This is a genomic window from Faecalibacterium sp. Marseille-Q4896 (assembly GCF_017377615.1).
Classification (GTDB): domain Bacteria; phylum Bacillota; class Clostridia; order Oscillospirales; family Ruminococcaceae; genus Faecalibacterium; species Faecalibacterium taiwanense.
Genome location: NZ_JAFREG010000011.1, coordinates 56,483 through 76,336, shown reverse-complemented (window position 1 = coordinate 76,336; position 19,854 = coordinate 56,483). Strand labels below are relative to the sequence as shown.

Annotated in this window: 18 protein-coding genes; 6 read left to right on the top strand and 12 right to left on the bottom strand. The window is 57.0% G+C overall.

Annotated elements, in window-relative coordinates:
- Positions 1 to 109 precede the first annotated feature (109 nt).
- On the bottom strand, positions 110 to 865 hold the full coding sequence (locus J3348_RS13195; RefSeq protein ID WP_242702999.1) for a TRAP transporter substrate-binding protein: 756 nt from the start codon (positions 863 to 865) through the stop codon (positions 110 to 112).
- Positions 866 to 1,257: 392 nt separating this feature from the next.
- Here J3348_RS13195 and J3348_RS13190 point away from each other — a divergent pair, with 392 nt between their 5' ends.
- Positions 1,258 to 1,947: a GntR family transcriptional regulator gene (locus J3348_RS13190; RefSeq protein WP_044954305.1), complete on the top strand. Its 690-nt coding sequence runs from the start codon at positions 1,258 to 1,260 to the stop codon at positions 1,945 to 1,947.
- 70 nt (positions 1,948 to 2,017) lie between these two features.
- Here J3348_RS13190 and J3348_RS13185 read toward each other — a convergent pair whose 3' ends face one another.
- From J3348_RS13185 to J3348_RS13165, 5 genes are all read right to left on the bottom strand, one after another.
- A complete protein-coding gene (locus J3348_RS13185; protein ID WP_097776665.1) occupies positions 2,018 to 3,511 on the bottom strand; it encodes a DUF1846 domain-containing protein in 1,494 nt (497 codons plus the stop codon).
- A gap of 364 nt (positions 3,512 to 3,875) precedes the next feature.
- Complete coding sequence (locus J3348_RS13180) at positions 3,876 to 5,801, bottom strand: fructose-specific PTS transporter subunit EIIC (RefSeq protein WP_120081413.1); 1,926 nt, start codon at positions 5,799 to 5,801, stop codon at positions 3,876 to 3,878.
- A 48-nt stretch (positions 5,802 to 5,849) separates the two neighbouring features.
- On the bottom strand, positions 5,850 to 6,755 hold the full coding sequence (gene pfkB / locus J3348_RS13175; RefSeq protein WP_207699141.1) for a 1-phosphofructokinase: 906 nt from the start codon (positions 6,753 to 6,755) through the stop codon (positions 5,850 to 5,852).
- Positions 6,752 to 7,507 carry a DeoR/GlpR family DNA-binding transcription regulator gene (locus tag J3348_RS13170; RefSeq protein ID WP_207699140.1) on the bottom strand — a complete coding sequence of 252 codons (756 nt, stop codon included), beginning with the start codon at positions 7,505 to 7,507 and terminating at the stop codon, positions 6,752 to 6,754. The genes pfkB and J3348_RS13170 overlap by 4 nt, the downstream gene beginning before the upstream one ends.
- 263 nt (positions 7,508 to 7,770) lie before the next feature.
- Positions 7,771 to 8,835: an ABC transporter substrate-binding protein gene (locus J3348_RS13165; RefSeq protein ID WP_207699139.1), complete on the bottom strand. Its 1,065-nt coding sequence runs from the start codon at positions 8,833 to 8,835 to the stop codon at positions 7,771 to 7,773.
- A gap of 218 nt (positions 8,836 to 9,053) precedes the next feature.
- Between J3348_RS13165 and J3348_RS13160 the strand changes: the two genes are divergently transcribed.
- From J3348_RS13160 to J3348_RS13150, 3 genes are all read left to right on the top strand, one after another.
- Entirely contained in the window at positions 9,054 to 9,734 is a 681-nt protein-coding gene (locus tag J3348_RS13160) for a Crp/Fnr family transcriptional regulator (RefSeq protein WP_097774005.1), read from the top strand.
- 168 nt (positions 9,735 to 9,902) lie between these two features.
- Entirely contained in the window at positions 9,903 to 10,883 is a 981-nt protein-coding gene (locus tag J3348_RS13155) for a glycosyltransferase family 2 protein (RefSeq protein WP_120081409.1), read from the top strand.
- A complete protein-coding gene (locus J3348_RS13150) occupies positions 10,880 to 11,464 on the top strand; it encodes a flavin reductase family protein (protein ID WP_005946489.1) in 585 nt (194 codons plus the stop codon). The genes J3348_RS13155 and J3348_RS13150 overlap by 4 nt, the downstream gene beginning before the upstream one ends.
- A gap of 342 nt (positions 11,465 to 11,806) precedes the next feature.
- On the opposite strand, the gene metA is transcribed toward J3348_RS13150, so the two are convergent.
- From metA to J3348_RS13125, 5 genes are all read right to left on the bottom strand, one after another.
- The gene (gene metA, locus J3348_RS13145) at positions 11,807 to 12,739 is read right to left on the bottom strand and encodes a homoserine O-succinyltransferase (protein ID WP_005946493.1); all 933 of its coding nucleotides are present in this window, start codon (positions 12,737 to 12,739) and stop codon (positions 11,807 to 11,809) included.
- Positions 12,740 to 12,899: 160 nt separating this feature from the next.
- Positions 12,900 to 14,174 carry an O-acetylhomoserine aminocarboxypropyltransferase/cysteine synthase family protein gene (locus tag J3348_RS13140; protein WP_207699138.1) on the bottom strand — a complete coding sequence of 425 codons (1,275 nt, stop codon included), beginning with the start codon at positions 14,172 to 14,174 and terminating at the stop codon, positions 12,900 to 12,902.
- 228 nt (positions 14,175 to 14,402) lie between these two features.
- A complete protein-coding gene (locus J3348_RS13135) occupies positions 14,403 to 15,059 on the bottom strand; it encodes a methionine ABC transporter permease (protein WP_097780907.1) in 657 nt (218 codons plus the stop codon).
- Positions 15,056 to 16,069 carry an ATP-binding cassette domain-containing protein gene (locus tag J3348_RS13130; protein ID WP_207699137.1) on the bottom strand — a complete coding sequence of 338 codons (1,014 nt, stop codon included), beginning with the start codon at positions 16,067 to 16,069 and terminating at the stop codon, positions 15,056 to 15,058. The genes J3348_RS13135 and J3348_RS13130 overlap by 4 nt, the downstream gene beginning before the upstream one ends.
- 150 nt (positions 16,070 to 16,219) lie before the next feature.
- Positions 16,220 to 17,140, bottom strand: a complete 921-nt coding sequence (locus tag J3348_RS13125; RefSeq protein ID WP_097773984.1) for a MetQ/NlpA family ABC transporter substrate-binding protein — start codon at positions 17,138 to 17,140, stop codon at positions 16,220 to 16,222.
- A gap of 538 nt (positions 17,141 to 17,678) precedes the next feature.
- Here J3348_RS13125 and J3348_RS13120 point away from each other — a divergent pair.
- Positions 17,679 to 18,470: a threonine/serine exporter family protein gene (locus J3348_RS13120; protein WP_207699136.1), complete on the top strand. Its 792-nt coding sequence runs from the start codon at positions 17,679 to 17,681 to the stop codon at positions 18,468 to 18,470.
- Positions 18,467 to 18,925 (top strand): threonine/serine exporter family protein, encoded by a 459-nt coding sequence (locus J3348_RS13115; protein ID WP_207699135.1) that lies wholly within the window; start codon positions 18,467 to 18,469, stop codon positions 18,923 to 18,925. Before J3348_RS13120 ends, J3348_RS13115 begins: the two co-directional genes overlap by 4 nt.
- Before the next feature lie 181 nt (positions 18,926 to 19,106).
- Here the strand turns inward: J3348_RS13115 and J3348_RS13110 are convergent, their stop codons facing one another.
- Entirely contained in the window at positions 19,107 to 19,688 is a 582-nt protein-coding gene (locus tag J3348_RS13110; protein WP_242702998.1) for a twin-arginine translocation signal domain-containing protein, read from the bottom strand.
- Positions 19,689 to 19,854 lie beyond the last annotated feature (166 nt).

The window sequence follows — 19,854 nt, the reverse complement described above, 5'->3', positions numbered from 1 at the left end:
GTAGGAAAATCCAAAAGTTTAGATTTTCTCAAAATGCTTATCTTTTGGTCTTTGGTTCGGAATAGTGTAGTGCTGGCGGTCTATCTATTGTTTTCGGTTGCTTGCTTCTTTACCGTACATGAGCATTGACCCAGGGGTTCTCCTGACCGTCTGCAACGCCGGTCTTCAGGCCCATGTACAGGTCGGAGTACGGGATGGTAGTGGTGGTAGCACCCATTGCCTGGAAGGTCATGTCAATGGTCTTCATACCGTTGGTGCGCATCTTCAGGCCCTTCAGGTCTGCGGGAGCCTTGATGGGGTGCTTGGAGTTGGAGAACTGGCGGTAGCCGCCTGCATCGCACAGGTTAATGATGACAGTGCCCGTCTCGCCTTCGGCCTCAGCGCACACCTTCTGTGCCAGATCGCTCTGCAGCAGAGCCGTGACCTGCGCACGGGTGTTGGTCAGGAAGGGCAGGGTGAACATCAGCAGCCGGGGGCTGAAGTCGAACTGACCGCCGCGCATGCCCTGCACGGTGCCGGCCACGACCTGCTCCAGCATCTCCTTCTCGGTGCCCAGCTGGCCGTTGCCGTAAACTTCGATCTTCACATGGCCGTTGGTGGCCTCTGCCACATCGGCGGCAAACTGCTCCATGGAAACAAAGCGGGGGTTGCCTTCGGGCTGTGCATGACCCACGGTCATGGTGAAGTCGCCCAGAGATGCAAACTTGTCCTCACCGGCTGCTGCGGCACTTGCTGCAGTGCTGGTGGATGCTGCGCCGGAAGCAGCCGGAGTGGATGCACCGGAACCGCCGCAGGCTGCCAGAGCACCTGCAGCTGCCATTGCACCAGACACCTTCAGGAAATTGCGACGAGAGATCTTTTTCATAATCTTCTTCCTCCTTGTTTCAGGGGTGCCTTTTTACCTTATACGCTAGCAAAGTTTTTGGCGGCCCCTGTATACAGCATTTTCATTGCACGCTAATCGTAACAGAAAATTCACATCCGCACAAGAGCCAAACTTCACCAACTTCGTAAAGTTTCTTTGTGCATAACTAACAATCTTATCCGTTTCTCGTGAAAACTGTTACAATCTGATGACACAATTCCGTTCATTTTCATCTGATATATCAATTTTTGTCAGATATGATAAATTTCGGAGCTTTTCCTATACTTGTATACAGGCTATTGTATACTTCATTCTCATGCGTTGACAATCTCTTTTTGGCAGGCTAAAATAGAAACATCTTATCATCAACTATGTAAATGGAGTGTGAGCCCATGGCTGAACAGCTGCATCCAGAGGACATCTACCAGACGCTGGAATATGAGATCGTTACGCTGAAGATCAAGCCCGGAGAGACCATCAGCGAAAATCAGCTGTGCAAACGGTTCGGCATTTCGCGCACACCGGTGCGCGCTGCCCTGCAGCGGCTGGAACAGAACGGCTTTGTGCAGATCATTCCCTGCAAGGGCACCATCGTCACCCCCATCAATCTGGATATCGTGGATCAGATCGTATACCAGCGCACAGCCGTTGAAAGCACGGTGCTGCGCGATTTCATTCAGGTCTGTTCGCCCAAAGAGTACATCGAAATCAAGCACAAATATGACCTACTGGAAGAGATGGCCCAGACCATGACCGACCCGGACAATGTGGATATCAATGCCTTCCTGACGCTGGATCTGGAAATGCACGCCATCTGGTTTTGCAGCATGAACAAATGGTACATCTGGCAGAACCTGACCAAGCCGCAGCCGGATTATTCCCGCTTTACCCGTCTGGATGTGGTGCGGGCCAACAATGTGCCAGATGTGCTGAGCGAGCACCGGGAAATTTTGCGGGTGATCCGGGAAAAAGACCTGGATGCCATTGAACCGCTGATCCGGCGGCACCTGTACGGCGGCCTGCGCCGCATGGGCACCCAGCTGTACGCAGAAAAGTACAGACCTTATTTTACCGGCATCTGAACCAATGAAAAACAGGCGCATCCGCCAGCCTTTCGGCCTTTGGATGCGCCTGTTTTGTTTTTTGTATAATTTACTGCTTGTGGTACTTGCGGTCCTCTTCCTCGTAAACGGGGTCACAGGTCAGGTACATTCCCAGCCGGTTCAGGGTGCTGGTATCCACACCCGAAAGCAGCACGGTGGAGTGCACATCGCAGCCCTTGAGGTTGGGCAGCTGATGCATGGCCGCTGCAGCCTGCTCGTTGGAAGCAGCCGAGCTGGAAAGCGCGATCAGGATCTCGTCGGTGTGCAGGCGGGGATTCTTGCCGCCCAGATAGTTGGTCTTGAGGGTCTGGATGGGCTCAATGGAAGCCGCACTCACAAGGTCGGTCTCCTGCGGGATACCGGCCAGCACCTTGAGAGCATTCATCAGAGCAGATGCTGCTGCACCCAGCAGCGGACCGGTCTTGCCGGTAACAACGGTGCCGTCCGGCAGCTCAATGGCGGCAGCAGGGGCCCCGCCGGTGCTCTCGCTGCGGGCATGAGCCTGCTTTTCCACTTCGCGCTGGCCCACGGTCAGGTCGGCCTGATTCATCAGCAGTTCCAGCTTGTAGCGCTCGGTCTCCTTGACCGTGCCGGTGATCTTCTGCTCACACAGGCACTTGAAGTAGCGGCGCAGGATCTCCTTGCGGGAGGCTTCGCGGCAGACCGCATCGTCCACGATGCAGTTGCCTGCCATGTTCACGCCCATGTCCGTGGGGGACTTATACGGGCTTTTGCCGGCGATCAGCTCAAACATGGCGTTCACCACCGGGAAGATCTCAATATCGCGGTTGTAGTTGACGGTGGTCACGCCGTAGGCTTCCAGATGGAACGGGTCGATCATGTTCACATCGTTCAGGTCGGCTGTAGCGGCCTCGTAGGCCAGATTCACCGGGTGCTTGAGGGGAATGTTCCAGATGGGGAAGGTCTCGAACTTGGCGTAACCGGCCTTCACGCCGCGCTTGTACTCATGGTACAGCTGGGAAAGGCAGGTGGCCATTTTGCCGCTTCCGGGGCCGGGGGCCGTGATGACCACCAGCGGGCGCTGGGTCTCGATGTAATCGTTCTTGCCGTAGCCCTCGTCGCTGACGATGCGGGCCACATCGTTGGGATAACCGGGAATTTTGTAGTGGCGGAAGGTGCGGATGCCCAGACCGTTCAGCCGCTTTTCAAAGGCCTCCACCTCCGGTGCAGCGGCATACTTGGTCACGCACACGCTGCCCACATACAGGCCTACTTCCTGGAAGGCATCGATCAGGCGCAGCACATCCAGATCGTAGGTGATGCCGTAGTCGCCGCGGATCTTGTTGCTGATGATGTCCTCGGCGCTGATAACGATGACCACCTCGGCCTGATCCTTCAGCTGCAGCAGCATCTGCAGCTTGGAATCGGGCTGGAAGCCCGGCAGTACGCGGGACGCGTGGTAATCATCGAACAGCTTGCCGCCGAATTCCAGATAGAGCTTGTTGTCAAATTTCTTGATGCGCTCGCGGATATGTTCTGACTGCATCGAGAGATATTTGTCGTTGTCAAATCCAATTTTCATCGTTCGTTTCCTTTTTCCTCTTTGCTGTGCCCGGCACACCGCACCGGAACTTTTCCATAACAGAAACAGTATACCACACTCAAAAACCGGGTGCAATCCAAAAGGGCGGCTGCAAAGCTTTTTCCAGCAAATGCGGTGTTTCGCGCTGTTCTTTGCTGCATTTTTTGTGAAAATGGTTCTTGCCGCGTTTTTGACAGCGGGTGTATCATGTTATATCTGATTGGATTGGAAGTCGTGGGCGGTTACTTTTTCTTTTTATCCTTCTGATCCTTCGCGCGATCCTGCGTAATACAGCAAGCCCCCGGGTCTCCCCGGGGGCTTGCTGCGGCTTTATGAAGTATCTCGAATATGGAGGAAATGGCGTTTATTCTGCGTCGGTACGGTTTTTCTTGAGCAGGCTCAGGATCACAGCACCCAGCACGCTGCCCACAGCCAGCGCCACACAGTACAGAGCGGTATGGTCCACGACTGGGAACACGAAGATGCCGCCGTGCGGTGCACGCAGAGCGCAGCCGAAGGTCATGGAGAGCGCACCGGCCACCGCTGCACCGGCCACGCAGCTGGGCAGGACGCGCAGCGGATCTGCTGCTGCATAAGGGATTGCACCCTCGGTGACGAAGCACAGGCCCATGACGTAGTTCACGATGCCGTTGCGGCGCTCGTCGGCAGTCCACTTCTTGGGGCAGAAGGTGGTGGACAGGGCGATGGCGATGGGAGGAACCATGCCGCCCACCATGACAGCGGCCATCACCTCATAGTTGCCGGAGGCAAGGGCTGCCGTGCCAAAGACGTAAGCTGCTTTGTTGAACGGGCCGCCCATATCAATGCTCATCATACCGGCCACGATGGCACCCAGCAGCACCTTGGAGGTGCCGCCCATGGCGTTCAGGCAATCGGTCATGGCAGTGTTGATCATACCCATGACCGGGTTGATGCCGCACATCACCGCACCGAGGATGAGCATACCGCCCAGCGGGTAGATGAGCATGGGACGGATACCATTCAGGCTGGCAGGCAGCTTTTCGGTGATCTTTTTCAGCAACTCAACGATGTAGCCTGCAGCAAAACCGGCCAGCAGTGCCGCAAGGAAGCCGCCGGAAACACCGGTGGTCTCACCCGCTGCAATGCCCGCAAAGTTGGTGCCGTTCATGGCCAGCACACCGCCCACAAAACCGACCGCCAGACCCGGACGGTCCGCGATGGACATGGCGATGAAGGCAGACAGGATGGGCAGCATGTAACCGAAGGCTGCGCTGCCCACCGTCTTAAAGAAGGCAGCGACCGGGGTGTTCATGCCAAAGTTGGAGGGATCGATGGTGTAATCGTCCAGCAGGAACGCCAGTGCGATCATGATGCCGCCGCCCACCACGAAGGGCAGCATGTGGGAGACACCGTTCATCAGGTTCTTGTACAGAGCGCGGCCAAAGCTGTCCTTGCCGGAAGCATCCTCGGCGGCCTGTGCGCCGCCCTCGGCGTGGTAAACAGGCACCTCGCCGTGCACGATCTTCTTGATGAGCTCCTCCGGCTTGTGGATGCCATCGTCCACCCGGGTGAACAGCACCGGCTTGCCGTCGAAGCGGGCGGTCTCCACCTTCTTTTCTGCTGCCACGATGATGCCGTCGCAGTTTGCGATCTCTTCTCTGGTGAGGATGTTCTTTGCTCCATCCGAGCCATTGGTCTCCACCTTGGTGGGCAGACCCAGCTTGTCACCGGCCTTGGTCAGGGCTTCCGCTGCCATATAGGTGTGGGCGATGCCGTTGACGCAGGCGGTCACGGCCAGAATGCGGTAGCCGCTCTGGGGGATCTCCTGCTGGGTGAAGCTCTCCGCGCCGAACTGAGCCTCCTCCTGTGCATCGATGCAGTCAAGGAACTCTGCAGGGGTCTTTGCGGCCTTCAGCTTTTCTACAAAGTCCTCGTTCATCAGCATCTGCATCATACGGGCCAGCATGTCCACATGCAGGCTGCCGTTTTCCGGAGCCGCAATGGCAAACAGCAGGTCGGTGGTACCGTCGTCCTCGGCATTGTACTGCACAGGGCTGCTCAGCCGCAGCGCCGCCAGACTGGGCCGGGTGACTACATTGGTCTTGGCGTGGGGCACTGTGATGCCGTTGTCCACATAGGTGGAGCCCTCCGCCTCACGGGCATAAAGGGCCTTTTTGTAGGCATCCTTGTCCGTGATGTTGCCATGGGTGGCCTGCAGCTCCACCAGACGGCTGATGATCTGCTCCTGATCGGTCAGAGCCTCATCCAGTGCGATGGACTGCGCGGTGAATAATTCCGTAATACGCATGATTTTTCTCCCTTCCTGTATAACTGCAGCCCTCTCCGTCACAGAGGGTCAAATTTCCTTCAGCAGTTCGTCGATTTTTTCTTTGGTGGCAAGGCCAAGGCTGAACGCCGTTGCGCTGCCGCAGGCTGTGCCCAGACGCAGTGCAAAGGAATAGCTCCGGGTCTGCATCCAGCCAGCCACAAAGCCGGCCACCATGCTGTCGCCTGCGCCCACGCTGTTTACGACCTTGCCCTTGGGGCAGCCGATGCGGTGCACCTCGCCATTTTCGTCCACCAGCAGGGCACCGTCGCCCGCCATGCTTACCAGCACGTTGCGAGCGCCCTTTTGCTGTAGGGTGCGGGCCGCAGCAATGATCTCTTCGTCCGTAGTCAGCACCCTGCCCACAATCTCGCCCAGCTCGTGGTTATTGGGCTTGATGAGGAAGGGGTGGTACTGCAGCACGTTCACCAGCAGGTCGCGGGTGGCATCCACCACAGCACGCACGCCCCTGCCCTGCAGCCGGGCCAGCAGCCGCTCGTAGGTATCCCGCGAAAGGCTTGCCGGGATGCTGCCCGCCAGAATGAGGATATCATCCTCGTTCAGGCTGTCCAGCTTCTTTTCCAGCTCCTGCATGGCGCTCTCCGGGATGTCGGGTCCTGCGCCGTTCAGCTCGGTCTCCTGCCCTGCCTTGATCTTGACATTGATGCGGGTCATGCCCTGTTCCAGATGCACAAAATCGGTCTTTAAGCCCTGTGCAGCAAGACCGCGTTCCAGCCATGCGCCGGTCTCACCGGCCACAAAGCCCAGCGCCACGCTCTCGCAGCCCAGCTGTGCCAGCACACCGGACACATTGATGCCCTTGCCGCCCAGCACGCAGTCCTCGCCTTTGGCGCGGTTCACCTCGCCTACTTCCAGCGGTGCATCCAAACGCACCACATAGTCAATGGCCGGGTTGAATGTTACGGTATAAATCATACTTCCGTCTCCTTTACCAGCGTGAATTGTTTGTATTTGGGGTTGGGGCAGCGGTTGGTGAGAATGGCACCGCCCTGCAGGTCGGCAATGACTGCCGGGTAGATGCGGGAAAACTTGGCATCATCCACAAGGAACCAGGCTTCCCGTGCACGGTGCACTGCCGCTGCTTTCACGGCAGCTTCCTCGGGGTCCGGCGTGGTAAAACCGGCATCCAGCGCCACACCGTTGGCACCCATGAACGCCTTGGTAAAATTGTAGCGCTGCAGGCTGGTGACTGTGGGTGCACCCACAATGGCTTCGGTCTGGGGCCGCAGCAGTCCTCCGGGCAGATACACCCGGCAGCCCTTTCGGGCCAGTGCCCGGGCATGGGCCACGCCGTTGGTCACATAGCTGGCTTTGAGGGCATCCCCCGCCAGTGCATGCACCAGCTCCAGCGTGGTGGAGCCTGCATCGATGAACACAAAATCATCGGCGTTGATGAGCTTTGCCGCCGCCTGCGCGATGCTGCGCTTCTGCTCCACAGCCTGCGACTCCTTGGCCTCCATGGTGGGTTCATCCGCCAGAAAACGGCTGTCCGGCAGGGTGGCACCGCCGTGCACCTTGTTCAGCTTGCCCAGCCGGTCCAGTTCGGTCAGGTCGCGCCGGATGGTGGATTCGCTGGTGTTCAGCGCCTCGCACAGTTCCTGCACTGTCACGGTGCGCTTGCGGTTCAGCTGTTCCATGATCAGGCTGAAGCGTTCTTCTGCCAGCATCGGCATCCTCTCCTTTGGTTTGATCTTATCTTTGACGGTTTATGACCGTTTGTGCGTTGTTTTGGTTGATTTCATCTTTATTATAGCAAATGCAGCGCCAAAATCAATCGCTTTCAGTCAATTCCATTCATTTTCGTTCACAAAAAATTGTCTTTAAATTTGTGCAGGGAGCACAAAAGCTGGGATACAAGCATTTTGTGCAAACAAAAAAGCCGCCGTGCGTACCAATCGCACAGCGGCCGGAGAGATGGCTTATTGAGAAATCACTCGGCAGTCCAGTAGAAATCGTCGCCGGGCATTGCGCCGCCCACTGCCTTGGGGTCGGCATCAAACAGCACCTGCAGATAAGCGGATGCGTTGGTCTTGAGCTCGTCGCCGGTCAGGCAGACGATGTTGCAGTTGGGCAGGGCCTTCTTGGCAATGGCAGCCTTGGCCACAACACCCTGCCCCTCGCACAGAGCGGCAGTGCCGTCCAAATCGGCGTTGGCAGCTTCCACGCTCTTGGCGTAGTCGGTAAGGAATGCGGCCACAACATCCGGGTGTTCCTCGGCATACTCCTTGCGCACCACGGTCACGCCGGTGATGAGCTGCGTATCCGCGACCTTGTTCCATTCCTCGGTCAGGTCGAGGGCCACACGCAGGGTGTCGTCCTGCAGGCCGGCTGCAGTCACATAGGGCTGGGGCAGAACTGCAATGGCATCCTCGGTATTGGCCATCTGGGCCGTGACCTCGGTGGCCTCGCTGTAGTATTCAATGGTCACGTCCTTGTCCGGGTCGATGCCGTTGGCGTTCAGAAGATAGCGCAGCACGTACTCCGGCGTGGTGCCCTTGCCGGTGGACAGGATGGTACGGCCTGCAAGGTCTGCCATGGACTGGATCGTATCGCCGCCTTTTTCCACTACGTACAGCACGCCCAGCGTGTTGACGGCCACAGCCTGAATGCCGCCCTCCGTCTTCTGATACAGGGTGGCGGCCAGATTTGCCGGGATGGCAGCCATGTCCAGCTCGCCCTTCATCAGCAGCGGCACGATCTCATCGGCAGCACCGTAAAGCTGCAGGTCGTAATCCATGGAAGCGGTGCCATCCTCTTCCATGCTCAGCAGGTTGACAAGGCCCATGGTGGTGGGGCCTTTCAGGCCGGCAATGCGCAGAGCATCGGTGGTGGACAGTTCCTTTGCTTCCTCACTGGAAGCGGCTTCCGAAGCAGCCTCGGGGACAGCTTCGCTGGAAGCTGCACTGGATGCAACAGAGCTGGATGCCGCACCGCCGCAGGCGGCAAGGCTCAGCACAAGGGCCAGAGCCAGCAGCATGGATGTCAGTTTTTTCATGCGGGGTTCCCTCTTTCCTCACAAGACCGCGCCATTTTGTGCCTGAAAATTTTGCACAGAACCATGGGTCGGTCTTTTCATATTTTTTACAAGGCAAATTTGCAAAATCATTTGCTTTGCGGGTCTAAGTTTACTATAATAGAGTCAAAAATACCGTTGCGTGTGCAACGGAATTGCAGGAGGGCTGTGGGAAGCCGGATCTTTCCCACGGAATTGTGATGAAAAACTTTCTTCCGCTGTTATGCTCCACCTCTTTATTCAATGGTCTGACCCCTGAAGAGCTGCAGACCCTGCTGGCTCAGCTGGGTGCCGTTATGCGCAGCTATGGCAAAGGCGAAGCGCTTGTTCTGGCGGGCGAACCCAACCGCAGGGTGGGCATCGTACTGTCCGGTGAGCTGGAAGCCTACCGTCCCGGGCCGCAGGGTGCGCGCATTCCCATCACCCACATGGAACCGGGCGGCGTGTTCGGCGATGTGCTGAGCGGTTCCAGTCTGGCAAGCCCGGTCACGGTGATGGCTTCGGTGCCCTGCGAGGTGCTGCTGATTCCCTACGAGCGGCTGCTGCTTTCGGATGGCAGTCCGGCGCACCAGCAGACATTGCGCAATCTGGTGCGCACCATCAGCGATAAATATTTTTCCCTCTCCCGCCGCATCGACCTGCTGGTGCTCAAAAGCCTGCGGGCCAAAGTGTGCGCCTATCTGCTCAGTGAAGCCGAGCGGGCTGGCAGCCTGACCTTCAGCATCCCGTTCTCCCGCATCCAGCTGGCAGATTACCTGAACTGCGACCGCAGCGCCCTCAGCCGCGAGCTGAGTCAGATGCAGCGGGACGGCCTGCTGGACACCTACAAGAGCAGCTTCAAGCTGCTGGAGCCTGAGGTTCTGAAGCAAATGGTGCAGTGACCATTTGAATAGCCGCCGCGTGCGCTTTGGCTGTATTCAGCTGAAATTTTATTTTTATATTTGAGTTTTAGAAAAATCTACAGATTTTTCTAAAACTCTTTTTCACTGGAAGGCCGTAACCGTCAGCGGCATCATCTTGTTATTTTTAATATAGGAGTATTTTTAAATATGTCAAAACCGATTTTATGGATCGTGATCCCCTGCTACAACGAGGAGCAGGTGCTGCCCATTACAGCTCCCATGTTTCTGGAAAAGATCAGCGGCCTTGCCGCACAGGGCCTTGTGAGCGAGAAGAGCCGGGTGCTGTTCGTGAACGACGGCTCCAAAGACAAGACATGGGAACTGATCCAGAGTTTTGCCGCACAGGACGAGCACTACATCGGCATTTCCCAGAGCCGCAACCGCGGCCACCAGAACGCCGTGCTGGCAGGCTTGATGGAGGCACTGCACAGCGGCACCTGCGATGTTACCATTTCCATCGACTGCGATGGTCAGGACGACATCAACGCCATGGACGAGATGGTTAAAAAGTATCTGGACGGTGCCGAGGTGGTCTACGGCGTGCGCAGCCGCCGCGATACAGACACCTTCTTCAAGCGCTTCACCGCCGAGGGCTTTTACCATGTGATGAACGCTCTGGGCGCAGACATCGTGTTCAACCACGCAGACTACCGCCTCATCAGCACCCGTGTGCTGGAAAGCTTTGCCGACTACAGGGAAGTGAACATTTTCCTGCGCGGCATGGTGCCGCTGGTTGGCTTCAAAAGCGAGGTAGTCACCTACGAGCGCCACGAACGCCTTGCCGGTGAGAGCCACTATCCGCTGAGCAAGATGCTGGCCCTTGCCTTTGACGGCATCACCAGTCTTTCCAACAAGCCCATCCGCCTTATTACTGGATCTGGCATCTTTGTGAGCCTGATCAGCTTTATCGGAGTCATCTGGGCCATCGTGTGCGCCGCCATGGGCAGCAGCGTGGCCGGCTGGGCCTCCATCGTGTGCATCGTCTGCTTCATGAGCGGCGTGCAGCTGGTGTGCTTAGGCGTGATCGGCGAGTATATCGGCAAAATTTATATGGAGACGAAAGCCCGCCCGCGCTACATCATCAGCGAGCGCACCTGGGCCCCTTACGAAAGGAAGTATCACGGATGAGCAAACAGAGCTGGCGGGGCAGCACCCTGCTGAACCCGGAACCGCCGGTATTGGTGTCCTGCGGCGGGCTGGAAAAGCCCAATCTCATCACCATCGGCTGGACGGGCACCATCTGCACCCAGCCCAGCATGGTGTCCATCAGCGTTCGGCCGGAGCGCTACAGCCACCACCTCATTCAGGAAAGCGGACAGTTTGCCATCAATCTGCCCACCGAAGCGCTGGTGCGTTCGGTGGACTGGTGCGGCGTGAAAAGCGGCCGTGATGTGGATAAATTTGCCGCCTGCGGCCTGCATTCTGCCCCCGGCAGCGTGCTGACCGACTGCCCCATTCTGGAAGAAAGCCCGGTCAATCTGGAATGCAAGGTAACTCAGGTGATCCCGCTGGGCAGCCACGACCTGTTCCTTGCCGAAGTGGTGGCCTGTGATGTGGACGAAAGCCTGCTGGACGAAAGCGGCAAGCTGTGTCTCGAAAAGGCAAAGCTCATCGTCTACAGTCACGGTGACTATCTGGCTCTGGGCAAAAAGCTGGGCACCTTTGGCTACAGCGTGCGCAAGAAAAAGCCGGTAAGGCGTAAAAAATAATTTGCATTTCATCGCTTGACTTTTGCCCAAAACTGCATATACTAAAGATAGGCAATGTAGAGAGATTGAATCCATCGGGTTCATGCCGAAACACGAAGCCCCCGGTAGTGTCAGTACCGGGGGCTTCTTTTAGTGTTTGCTGCCCTTGCCGATCTTACCGTCGATCCATGTGCACAGATAGTAGGCAACTACCTGCGCGGCAACGGTTTGGATAAATGTAGAGAGAGTTTCCAAGGGGTTCACCTCCTTTCCGCGGTTAGGGGAATGGAGAAGGGCCGCAGGAACAGTATAGCATAAAAACCGGTATCGCGCAATTTTGACGCAATACCGGTTTTTGTGCATTTATTCGTGCTTTACGCGCTGGATCTCGCCCAGATCGTAGGGGGTGTTCTGGTAGACGTAGTAGTTCAGCCAGTTCTCATACAGCAGGTGGGCGTGGGCACGCCAGCGGAACAGCGGCGGCTTTGTGGGATCATCGTCCGGGTAGTAATTCACCGGCACATGGATGGGCAGGCCCTTGTCCACATCGCGGCGGTACTCTGAATCCAGCGTGTATTTGTCATATTCCGGGTGGCCGGTGACAAAGATCTGCCGTCCGTTCTCGGTGCTCATGAGGAAGGGCCCGGCCGCATCGCTCTCGGCAAGGATGCGCAGAGCCTTACAGTTGTCCACATCCTCGCGGCTGATGCCGGTGTGGCGGCTGTGGGGCGCATAGAACACCTCGTCAAAGCCGCGCACCAAAGGGTTCGACGGGCGGGTGACCCGGTGCTCGAACACGCCGAACATCTTTTCCGGCAGCAGCTGCTTGTGCACGCCGTAGTGGTAGTACAGGCCAGCCTGTGCACCCCAGCACACATGCAGGGTGGAGTAGACATTCGTCTCGCTGAAGTCCATGATCTCGCACAGCTCCGGCCAGTAATCCACCTGCTCAAAGTCCATGGTCTCCACCGGTGCGCCGGTGATGATCATGCCGTCGTAGCGGTTGTTCTTCACCTCGTTGAAGTTCTTATAGAACGATTCGAGGTGTGCTGCCGAAACGTGGGTCGCCGCATGGCTGGCCGTCTGCAGCAGGGTCATGTGCACCTGCAGCGGGGTATTTGCCAACAGACGGGCGATCTGGGTCTCGGTGGTGATCTTGGTGGGCATCAGGTTCAGGATCAGGATCTCCAGCGGGCGGATGTGCTGGGCAAGGGCGCGCTCACGATGCATGACGAAGATATTTTCGTTGTAGAGGGCATCGTAAGCAGGCAGGGTCTTGGGGATGATCAGCGGCATAGTTCGTACTCCTAACGATTTAGAATAGCCTCCGCTGACGCTCTGGCTATCTTCAGCGGAATTTATTTTTTATATTTTGCGTTTGTCGCGCCCTGCGGGGCGCTCCAAACGCGTTTTTACGAGAAGGGCCGGAACCGATAGATGCTGCTGAACTCACCTTTTAGATCTTATCCAGCGCCTGTGCAATATCTGCGATGAGGTCTTCGCTGCTTTCCAAGCCGCAGCTCATGCGCACCAGCTCTGCGGGCACGCCAGCAGCCTTCAGCTGCTCATCGTTCATCTGGCGGTGGGTGCTGGATGCAGGGTTCAGGCAACAGGTGCGGGCATCGGCCACATGGGTCTCGATGGCTGCCAGCTTCAGGTTCTTCATAAAAATGCTTGCAGCCTCACGGCCGCCGGCCAGACCAAAGCTGACCACGCCGCAGCTGCCATTCGGCAGATACTTCTCCGCCAGTGCATGGTACGGGCTGGACTCCAGGCCGCAATAGTTCACATAGGCCACCTTGGGATGGCTTTCAAGGAACTCTGCCACAGCCATGCCGTTGGCGCAGTGACGCTGCATCCGCACATGCAGGCTTTCCAGACCGAGGTTCAGCATGTAGGCGTTCATGGGCGACTGCATGGAGCCAAAGTCACGCATCAGCTGCGCGGTAGCCTTGGTGATAAAGGCACCCTCTTTGCCGAAACGCTCGGCGTAGGTGATGCCGTGGTAGCTGTCGTCCGGGGTGCACAGGCCGGGGAACTTCTCGGCATGGGCCATCCAGTCGAACTTGCCGCTGTCCACGATGGCACCGCCCAGCACCGCGCCATGACCGTCCATATACTTGGTGGTGGAGTGGGTGACGATGTCCGCGCCCCACTCAAAGGGGCGGCAGTTGACCGGCGTGGGGAAGGTGTTGTCCACGATCAGCGGCACACCGTGGGCGTGAGCAGCCTTGGCAAACTTCTCAATGTCCAGCACGGTCAGGGCCGGGTTTGCGATGGTCTCGCCGAACACCACCTTGGTGTTGGGCCGGAATGCGGCGTTCAATTCTTCCTCGGTGCACAGCGGATCCACAAAGGTGGCTTCAATGCCCATCTTCTTCATGGTGACGGAGATCAGGTTGAAGGTGCCGCCGTAGATGGTACTGGATGCCACGATGTGGTCGCCTGCTTCGCAGAGATTGAACAGGGCAAAGAAGTTTGCAGCCTGACCGCTGCTGGTCAGCATTGCGGCCGTGCCGCCTTCCAGCTCGCAGATCTTCTTAGCCACAAGGTCGCAGGTGGGGTTCTGCAGACGGGAATAGAAGTAGCCGTCAGCTTCCAGATCGAACAGCTTGCCCATATCCTCGCTGGTGGCATACTTGAAGGTGGTGGACTGGATAATGGGGATCTGGCGGGGTTCGCCGTTGCCGGGGGTGTAACCGCCCTGCACACAGATGGTATCGCGATTCATACTACATACTCCTTTACTGGGTTTGTCCATATAGCACAATTCCCCGCAGGAGTGCTGCAGCCTCCGGCGGGGAATTGAAACGTTAAATTTTAGTTCCCGTTCGGGGGCAAAATGAGGAGAGGACTCCTTCCGTCAAAGCCTTTCGGCTTTGGCAATACCGGAAAGTTTTCCTCTTCGCCAGAGGCTCCCTCTCCGGGGGAGCTGGCGCACGAAGTGCGACTGAAGGAGTTACTTCCGCAGCCGCTTATCGCTTCTGGTGGCCCAAGCAGTGCCCAACGTCTGGAACACCTGAACCATCAGCACCAGCAAAATGACACACACGATCATGATATCGGTCTGGTAGCGGTAATAGCCGTAGGACAAAGCGATCTTGCCCAGACCGCCGCCACCAATGACACCGGACATGGCCGAGTAGCCCAGAATGGTGGTCAGTGCGGTGGTCATGCTGGAGATCAGGCCGGGCAGGCATTCCGGGATCATCACCTTGGTAATGATCTGGAACGGCGTTGCGCCCATGCTCTGGGCCGCTTCCACCACGCCCTCGTCCAGCTCGCGCAGACTGGTCTCCACCAGACGTGCCACGAACGGGAAGGCTGCCACCACCAGCGGAACGATGGTGGCTTTGGTACCCACCGTGGTGCCCACGATGGCACGGGTAAGCGGGAATACACAGATCATCAGGATTAGGAACGGAACACTGCGCAGGATGTTGATAACGATGTTGAGAATGTGCATCAGCCAGCCGGGCAGCGGCAGAATGCCGTCCTTATCACCGGCCACCAGCAGCACACCCAGCGGCATGCCCAGCACCAGCGCAAACGCGGTGGAAAGGACCGTCACATAAAAGGTCTCCCAGATAGCAAAGCCGTAATCTGCAATACTCATTCGCCGGTCACCTCCTCTACCGTAATGCCGGGCTGGGCGCGCATATAGGCCGCAGCCTGCTTTGCCTGCTCCACATCAGTGGGCAGCTTGAGCAGCATGGAGCCGTAGCATTGGCCGCTCAGATCACGGGTGTCGGCACTGAGTACCGACACCAGAATGCCTTTTTCTGCGGCAAGGCTTGCCACCAAGGGCTTAGCCGTGGACGAACCGTTGAAGGTGACGCGCACCACATGGTCGTCCGGTGCAAAGCTGGACAGATCCCGTGCGGCGCTGCCGCCGTTGGGTGCCACCAGACGCTTTGCTGCGGGCGTTTTGGGGTTCGAGAAGATCTCCTGCACGGAGCCTTCCTCCACCACAACGCCGCCGTCCAGAATGGCAACGTGATCGCAGATCTCTTCCACAACGCTCATCTGATGGGTGATGACCACAACCGTGATGCCCAGCTTCTTGTTGATGTCCTTGATCAGGGTCAGGATAGCATGGGTGGTGTTGGGGTCCAGTGCGCTGGTGGCTTCATCGCAGAGCAGAACTTTGGGGTCCGTTGCCAGTGCGCGGGCAATGGCAATGCGCTGCTTCTGGCCGCCGGACAGCTGTGCCGGGTAGGCGTTGGCCTTATCGGGCAGGCCCACCACTTCCAGCAGCTCTCTGGCACGCTTTTCGGCATCCGCCTTTTTTACACCGGCCAGCTCCATGGGGAAGCAGATGTTCTTCAGACAGCTGCGCTGCATCAGCAGATTGAACTGCTGGAAGATCATGGTGATATCGCGGCGGCGCTCACGCAGCTGGGCTGCGTTTAAAGTCTCCATAGCGGTGCCGTCGATCACAACGCTGCCCTCGGTGGGGCGTTCCAGCAGGTTGATGCAGCGCACCAGCGTGGATTTGCCCGCACCGGACATGCCGATGATGCCATAAATGGAACCATCCGGGATGGTGAGGTTGATGTTCTTCAGCGCATTCACCGCGCCGTCCTTCATCTGGAAGGTCTTGGAAAGATGTTTGATCTCGATCACAGAAATTGCTCCTTGCTGTTGAATAAACTCCTTCAGTCAAACCCTTGCGGGTTTGCCAGCTCCCTCATGGAGGGAGCCTGAAACAGAACGGTCAGGCAAAGGCCCCCTTCCCGAGGGGGCTGTCACCGCAAGGTGACTGGGGGAGTTTGCTTAACCCTCGATCGGTGCCAGACTGTCCTGCTTGCCGCCGTAGATGCCCATAGGCTCCACGTGGATGCCGGCAACCGTCACCAGATGGGTGCCGTGCTCTGCATTGAAGTCGTCCAGATACGGCTGATGCTGGAAATAGTTGGTATCGCACTGGCCGTCCTCAACGATGTTGTTGGGAATGATGTAGTCGTCGTACTCCTGAATATCCAGCGTGATGCCCTTTTCGGCCAGAATGTCCTTGCAGATCTCCAGAACCTCGCAGTGAGGAGCCGGAGTAGCAGCGCAGCTGACGGTCTCGCCGTTCAGTGCATCGTAGTCGATGGAGGAGTCATAGCCGTCGGTGGGGTTCTCCACAACGGACACCACAGCGCCCTTGTAGTTTTCATCCATGAAGTCCTTCACCTTCTGGCTCTGCAGAGCAGCGGCCAGAGCCTTGATCTTCGGCTCTTCCTGATTGCCGTCCTTGCAGACCAGAATGTTGACGTAAGCAGAGGTGCCGTCCTCCATTGCCAGAGCATCGGTCATGGGGTCCAGACCAGCGGAGATGGCGTAGTTGGAGTTGATGACGGCGTAGTCCTCGTCCTGCAAGACGTTGGGCACCTGAGCAGCCTCGACCTCATCAACGGAAACATTCAGAGGGTTCTCCTCGATGTCCTTTGCGGTTGCGGTCAGGCCTGCATCAGCCTTCAGCTTAAAGAAGCCGTTCTTCTCCAGCAGGGTCAGGGCGCGTGCCTCGTTGGTGGTGTCGTTGGGCACAGCCACCTTCACCTTGTCCAGCTTAGCCACAGCAGAAGAAGCTGCGGAAGAAGCAGTGCCGGAAGCAGCAGAAGATGCGGTGGAAGAAGAACCGCCGCATGCGGTCAGGGCAGCTGCAGCAGCTGCAGCTCCGGTAACTTTCAGAAAATCACGACGAGTAATCATAGTTTTGTTCCCTCTCTATTTGCTTATTATGAATGTACAGCGGCCCGCACGGCACAGTTCCGTGCTAAGGGCCTTTGACGGATGCATGAAAAAAGCTCCCGTCCTTGACCTTGAGCCAACGCTCAGACAAGGACGGGAGCATAACATACTTCCGTGGTACCACCTTGGTTTACCGCACCCTTGCGGGCACAGCCTCAATGCTGCGGCAGCTTTGCTGCTTACAGCCGGACGCTGTAACGGGCGCATCCCGTTGCGAACTTAGCGCTCATGCACCTCGCCCGCACAGCTCCGAGACCATTTTCAGCTTCCTGTTTCCTGCCCTTTTCCATCGCCCGGGCTTTCTGGTAAGGATCAATGCGAAGGCCTACTCTTCTCTTCACAGCCATTTTTGTGATATTGCATTTATAATAATCCAATCGACCGGATTTGTCAACACCTACAACGAAGTTTTTTAGTAGGAAATTGCGTTTTTTTATCTTGTGCGCCAGCCGCGGACATGGTAGAATAAGACAGCATTATTTATAAAGGAGGTGCGGCAATGAACAGCCGCGAGGTTTTCCCGGATGAAGAACTGCGCCGCCGCATCATGGATTTTATCATGGCGGCGGGCCAGACATTGCTGGAAAACGGTGCCGAGGTGTTCCGGGTGGAGCAGACCATGGAGATCATGGCCCGGTCGTTCCATCTGCGGGAGTTCCACGTTTATGTGCTGACCAACGGCATCTTTGCCAGTGCGGGCACCGCTGAGATCAGCGAGGTGCGCAATGTGCCTACCCGCACCACTCATCTGGGCCGGGTGGCGGCAGTGAACGCCCTCTCCCGCGAGATCGCAGAGGGCAGCATGTCGCTGGACGAAGCCGAGAGCCGTCTGGTGCTGGCGCGGTGCATCCCTTTTCCCAAGGACTGGGTGCAGCTGGTCAGCGGCATGTGCGGTGCATTTTGCTTTGCGCTGATCTTCGGCGGCACACTGCGCAGTGCACTGGCGGCGGCACTGGCAGGCTTTCTTGCCAGCGGCTATTTGCTGCTGTGTGAGCAGCACGAGCTGCCCGGCGGCTTTTGCAAGATCAGCTGTGCTGCGCTTATCACGCTGGTGTGCATTCTGGCCTGCCGAATGCTGGGCACACCGGCCAGTCATTCTATTATCGGCTCGCTGATGATCCTGACCCCCGGCATCGCCTTTACCATGGGCATCCGCGACTTTGTGCACGGAGATTACCTCTCCGGCACCATCCGCATGATCGATGCGCTGCTCATTGCAGCCAGCATTGCCATTGGCACCGGCCTTGTGCTGAGCCTTTATACATTCTTTACGGGGGTGGTCGTGGCATGATGTTGACCAGTACACAAATTGGGGAGCTGGCCGCGCAGTTCTTTATTGCCGGCGCAGGCACCCTGAGTTTTGCCGTTCTGTTCGGCTGTCCGCGCAAAAGCCTGCCCTTCTGCGGGCTGGTGGGTGCCGTGGGCTGGTTTGTCTACGAGCTGGCCGTGATGCTGGGGGCAGACAGTGCCGCAGCCTCCCTGCTGGCGGTCATTCCTCTCACCCTGCTCACCCGCGTGTTTGCCATTGTGCTTAAAATGCCGGTAACGGTGTTCCTGCTGTCCGGCATCTTCCCGCTGGTGCCCGGTGCGGGCATCTACTACACCGCCTACTATTTTATACAGGGCAACAATGCACTGGCCCTTTCCAACGGCATCAGCACCTTTAAGGTAGCGGTTGCGCTGGCCATCGGCATCACGCTGGTGCTCAGCGTGCCCATTCCCAAGCGGCACCGGAACAAAGTGTGATGTTTACGGATACAGCATATCTGCTACAAAATAAAAACGCATCGGCATCCTGCGTAAAAAAGCAGAAACCCGGAACCCTTCTGAGCCATTCAGGCCCCGAAAAGGTTCCGGGTTTTGTGCGTGATCGATTCAGGGAGCTGTTTTGCGGCAGCTCTCTTTTTCATACTGCTTTATGAGAGATTCAGTTCTTCTCCTGAACGTAGACATCTGCGTAGAGCTTTTTACCCTCGGCCTTAATGATGCCGTTATCCGCAGCACGCTCATCCAGCTTATAGCCAGTCTTCTCAAGTTCAAGCTTGGTCAGATCGATCTTCGTTGCATCCTCTTCAACATCCTGATAATTGATAAAATCAGTAAACTCACCGCTGTCGAGCTGCTTGGTGCCTTCGTAATACCTGATCATAACCTGCTTCGTAGGCTTTGCAGATGCCTTTTTCTGCAGATTGACAGTAACTGTGCCATCCTTTTCAATATCGTAGTTCTTCTTTGCGCAATCGTAGTCAGCAGCTACATTGGCAGGAATGTTTGCCTTGATGGTTTCGTAGGTGACATAGGTAGCCAGACCATTGACAGAGATCTCGACAGGCTCACCATTGACCGGCTGAACCCCGATCATGTAGTAGATATGCACAGTCTTATCCGGCACACCCGGGGTCGGCTTGTCAGGCACGTTGGAGCAGCCAGCCAGAACACCGGCAGCAGCAACAGCCAGAGTAGCGACACCTGCGCCCTTCAGGAACTGACGACGAGAGATATTAGACATAATAATCAACCTCACAATCTTTTTGCATGCCCCGATCACTTTTTTGTGGAGCCTGCCTTTCCTATATAGTACCCCCCCTGTAATATTTTGTCAAGTAAAATTTCAACAAAAAAACAACACCAATAGGGCGGAGGCCTTGTTGGCCGCCACCCTGTTGGTGTTATTT

Excerpts from the sequence above, each read along its gene's own strand:
- J3348_RS13120 (WP_207699136.1), top strand. The coding sequence starts at position 17,679 with ATGAACAGCCGCGAGGTTTTCCCGGATGAAGAACTGCGCCGCCGCATC.
- J3348_RS13165 (WP_207699139.1), bottom strand. The coding sequence starts at position 8,835 with ATGAAAAAACTGACATCCATGCTGCTGGCTCTGGCCCTTGTGCTGAGC.
- J3348_RS13190 (WP_044954305.1), top strand. The coding sequence starts at position 1,258 with ATGGCTGAACAGCTGCATCCAGAGGACATCTACCAGACGCTGGAATAT.
- J3348_RS13155 (WP_120081409.1), top strand. The coding sequence starts at position 9,903 with ATGTCAAAACCGATTTTATGGATCGTGATCCCCTGCTACAACGAGGAG.
- J3348_RS13125 (WP_097773984.1), bottom strand. The coding sequence starts at position 17,140 with ATGATTACTCGTCGTGATTTTCTGAAAGTTACCGGAGCTGCAGCTGCT.
- J3348_RS13160 (WP_097774005.1), top strand. The coding sequence starts at position 9,054 with ATGAAAAACTTTCTTCCGCTGTTATGCTCCACCTCTTTATTCAATGGT.
- J3348_RS13185 (WP_097776665.1), bottom strand. The coding sequence starts at position 3,511 with ATGAAAATTGGATTTGACAACGACAAATATCTCTCGATGCAGTCAGAA.
- J3348_RS13135 (WP_097780907.1), bottom strand. The coding sequence starts at position 15,059 with ATGAGTATTGCAGATTACGGCTTTGCTATCTGGGAGACCTTTTATGTG.
- J3348_RS13170 (WP_207699140.1), bottom strand. The coding sequence starts at position 7,507 with ATGCTGGCAGAAGAACGCTTCAGCCTGATCATGGAACAGCTGAACCGC.
- J3348_RS13150 (WP_005946489.1), top strand. The coding sequence starts at position 10,880 with ATGAGCAAACAGAGCTGGCGGGGCAGCACCCTGCTGAACCCGGAACCG.
- J3348_RS13195 (WP_242702999.1), bottom strand. The coding sequence starts at position 865 with ATGAAAAAGATCTCTCGTCGCAATTTCCTGAAGGTGTCTGGTGCAATG.
- J3348_RS13115 (WP_207699135.1), top strand. The coding sequence starts at position 18,467 with ATGATGTTGACCAGTACACAAATTGGGGAGCTGGCCGCGCAGTTCTTT.
- J3348_RS13140 (WP_207699138.1), bottom strand. The coding sequence starts at position 14,174 with ATGAATCGCGATACCATCTGTGTGCAGGGCGGTTACACCCCCGGCAAC.
- J3348_RS13180 (WP_120081413.1), bottom strand. The coding sequence starts at position 5,801 with ATGCGTATTACGGAATTATTCACCGCGCAGTCCATCGCACTGGATGAG.
- J3348_RS13110 (WP_242702998.1), bottom strand. The coding sequence starts at position 19,688 with ATGTCTAATATCTCTCGTCGTCAGTTCCTGAAGGGCGCAGGTGTCGCT.
- pfkB (WP_207699141.1), bottom strand. The coding sequence starts at position 6,755 with ATGATTTATACCGTAACATTCAACCCGGCCATTGACTATGTGGTGCGT.
- metA (WP_005946493.1), bottom strand. The coding sequence starts at position 12,739 with ATGCCGCTGATCATCCCCAAGACCCTGCCTGCTTACGATGCCCTCTAC.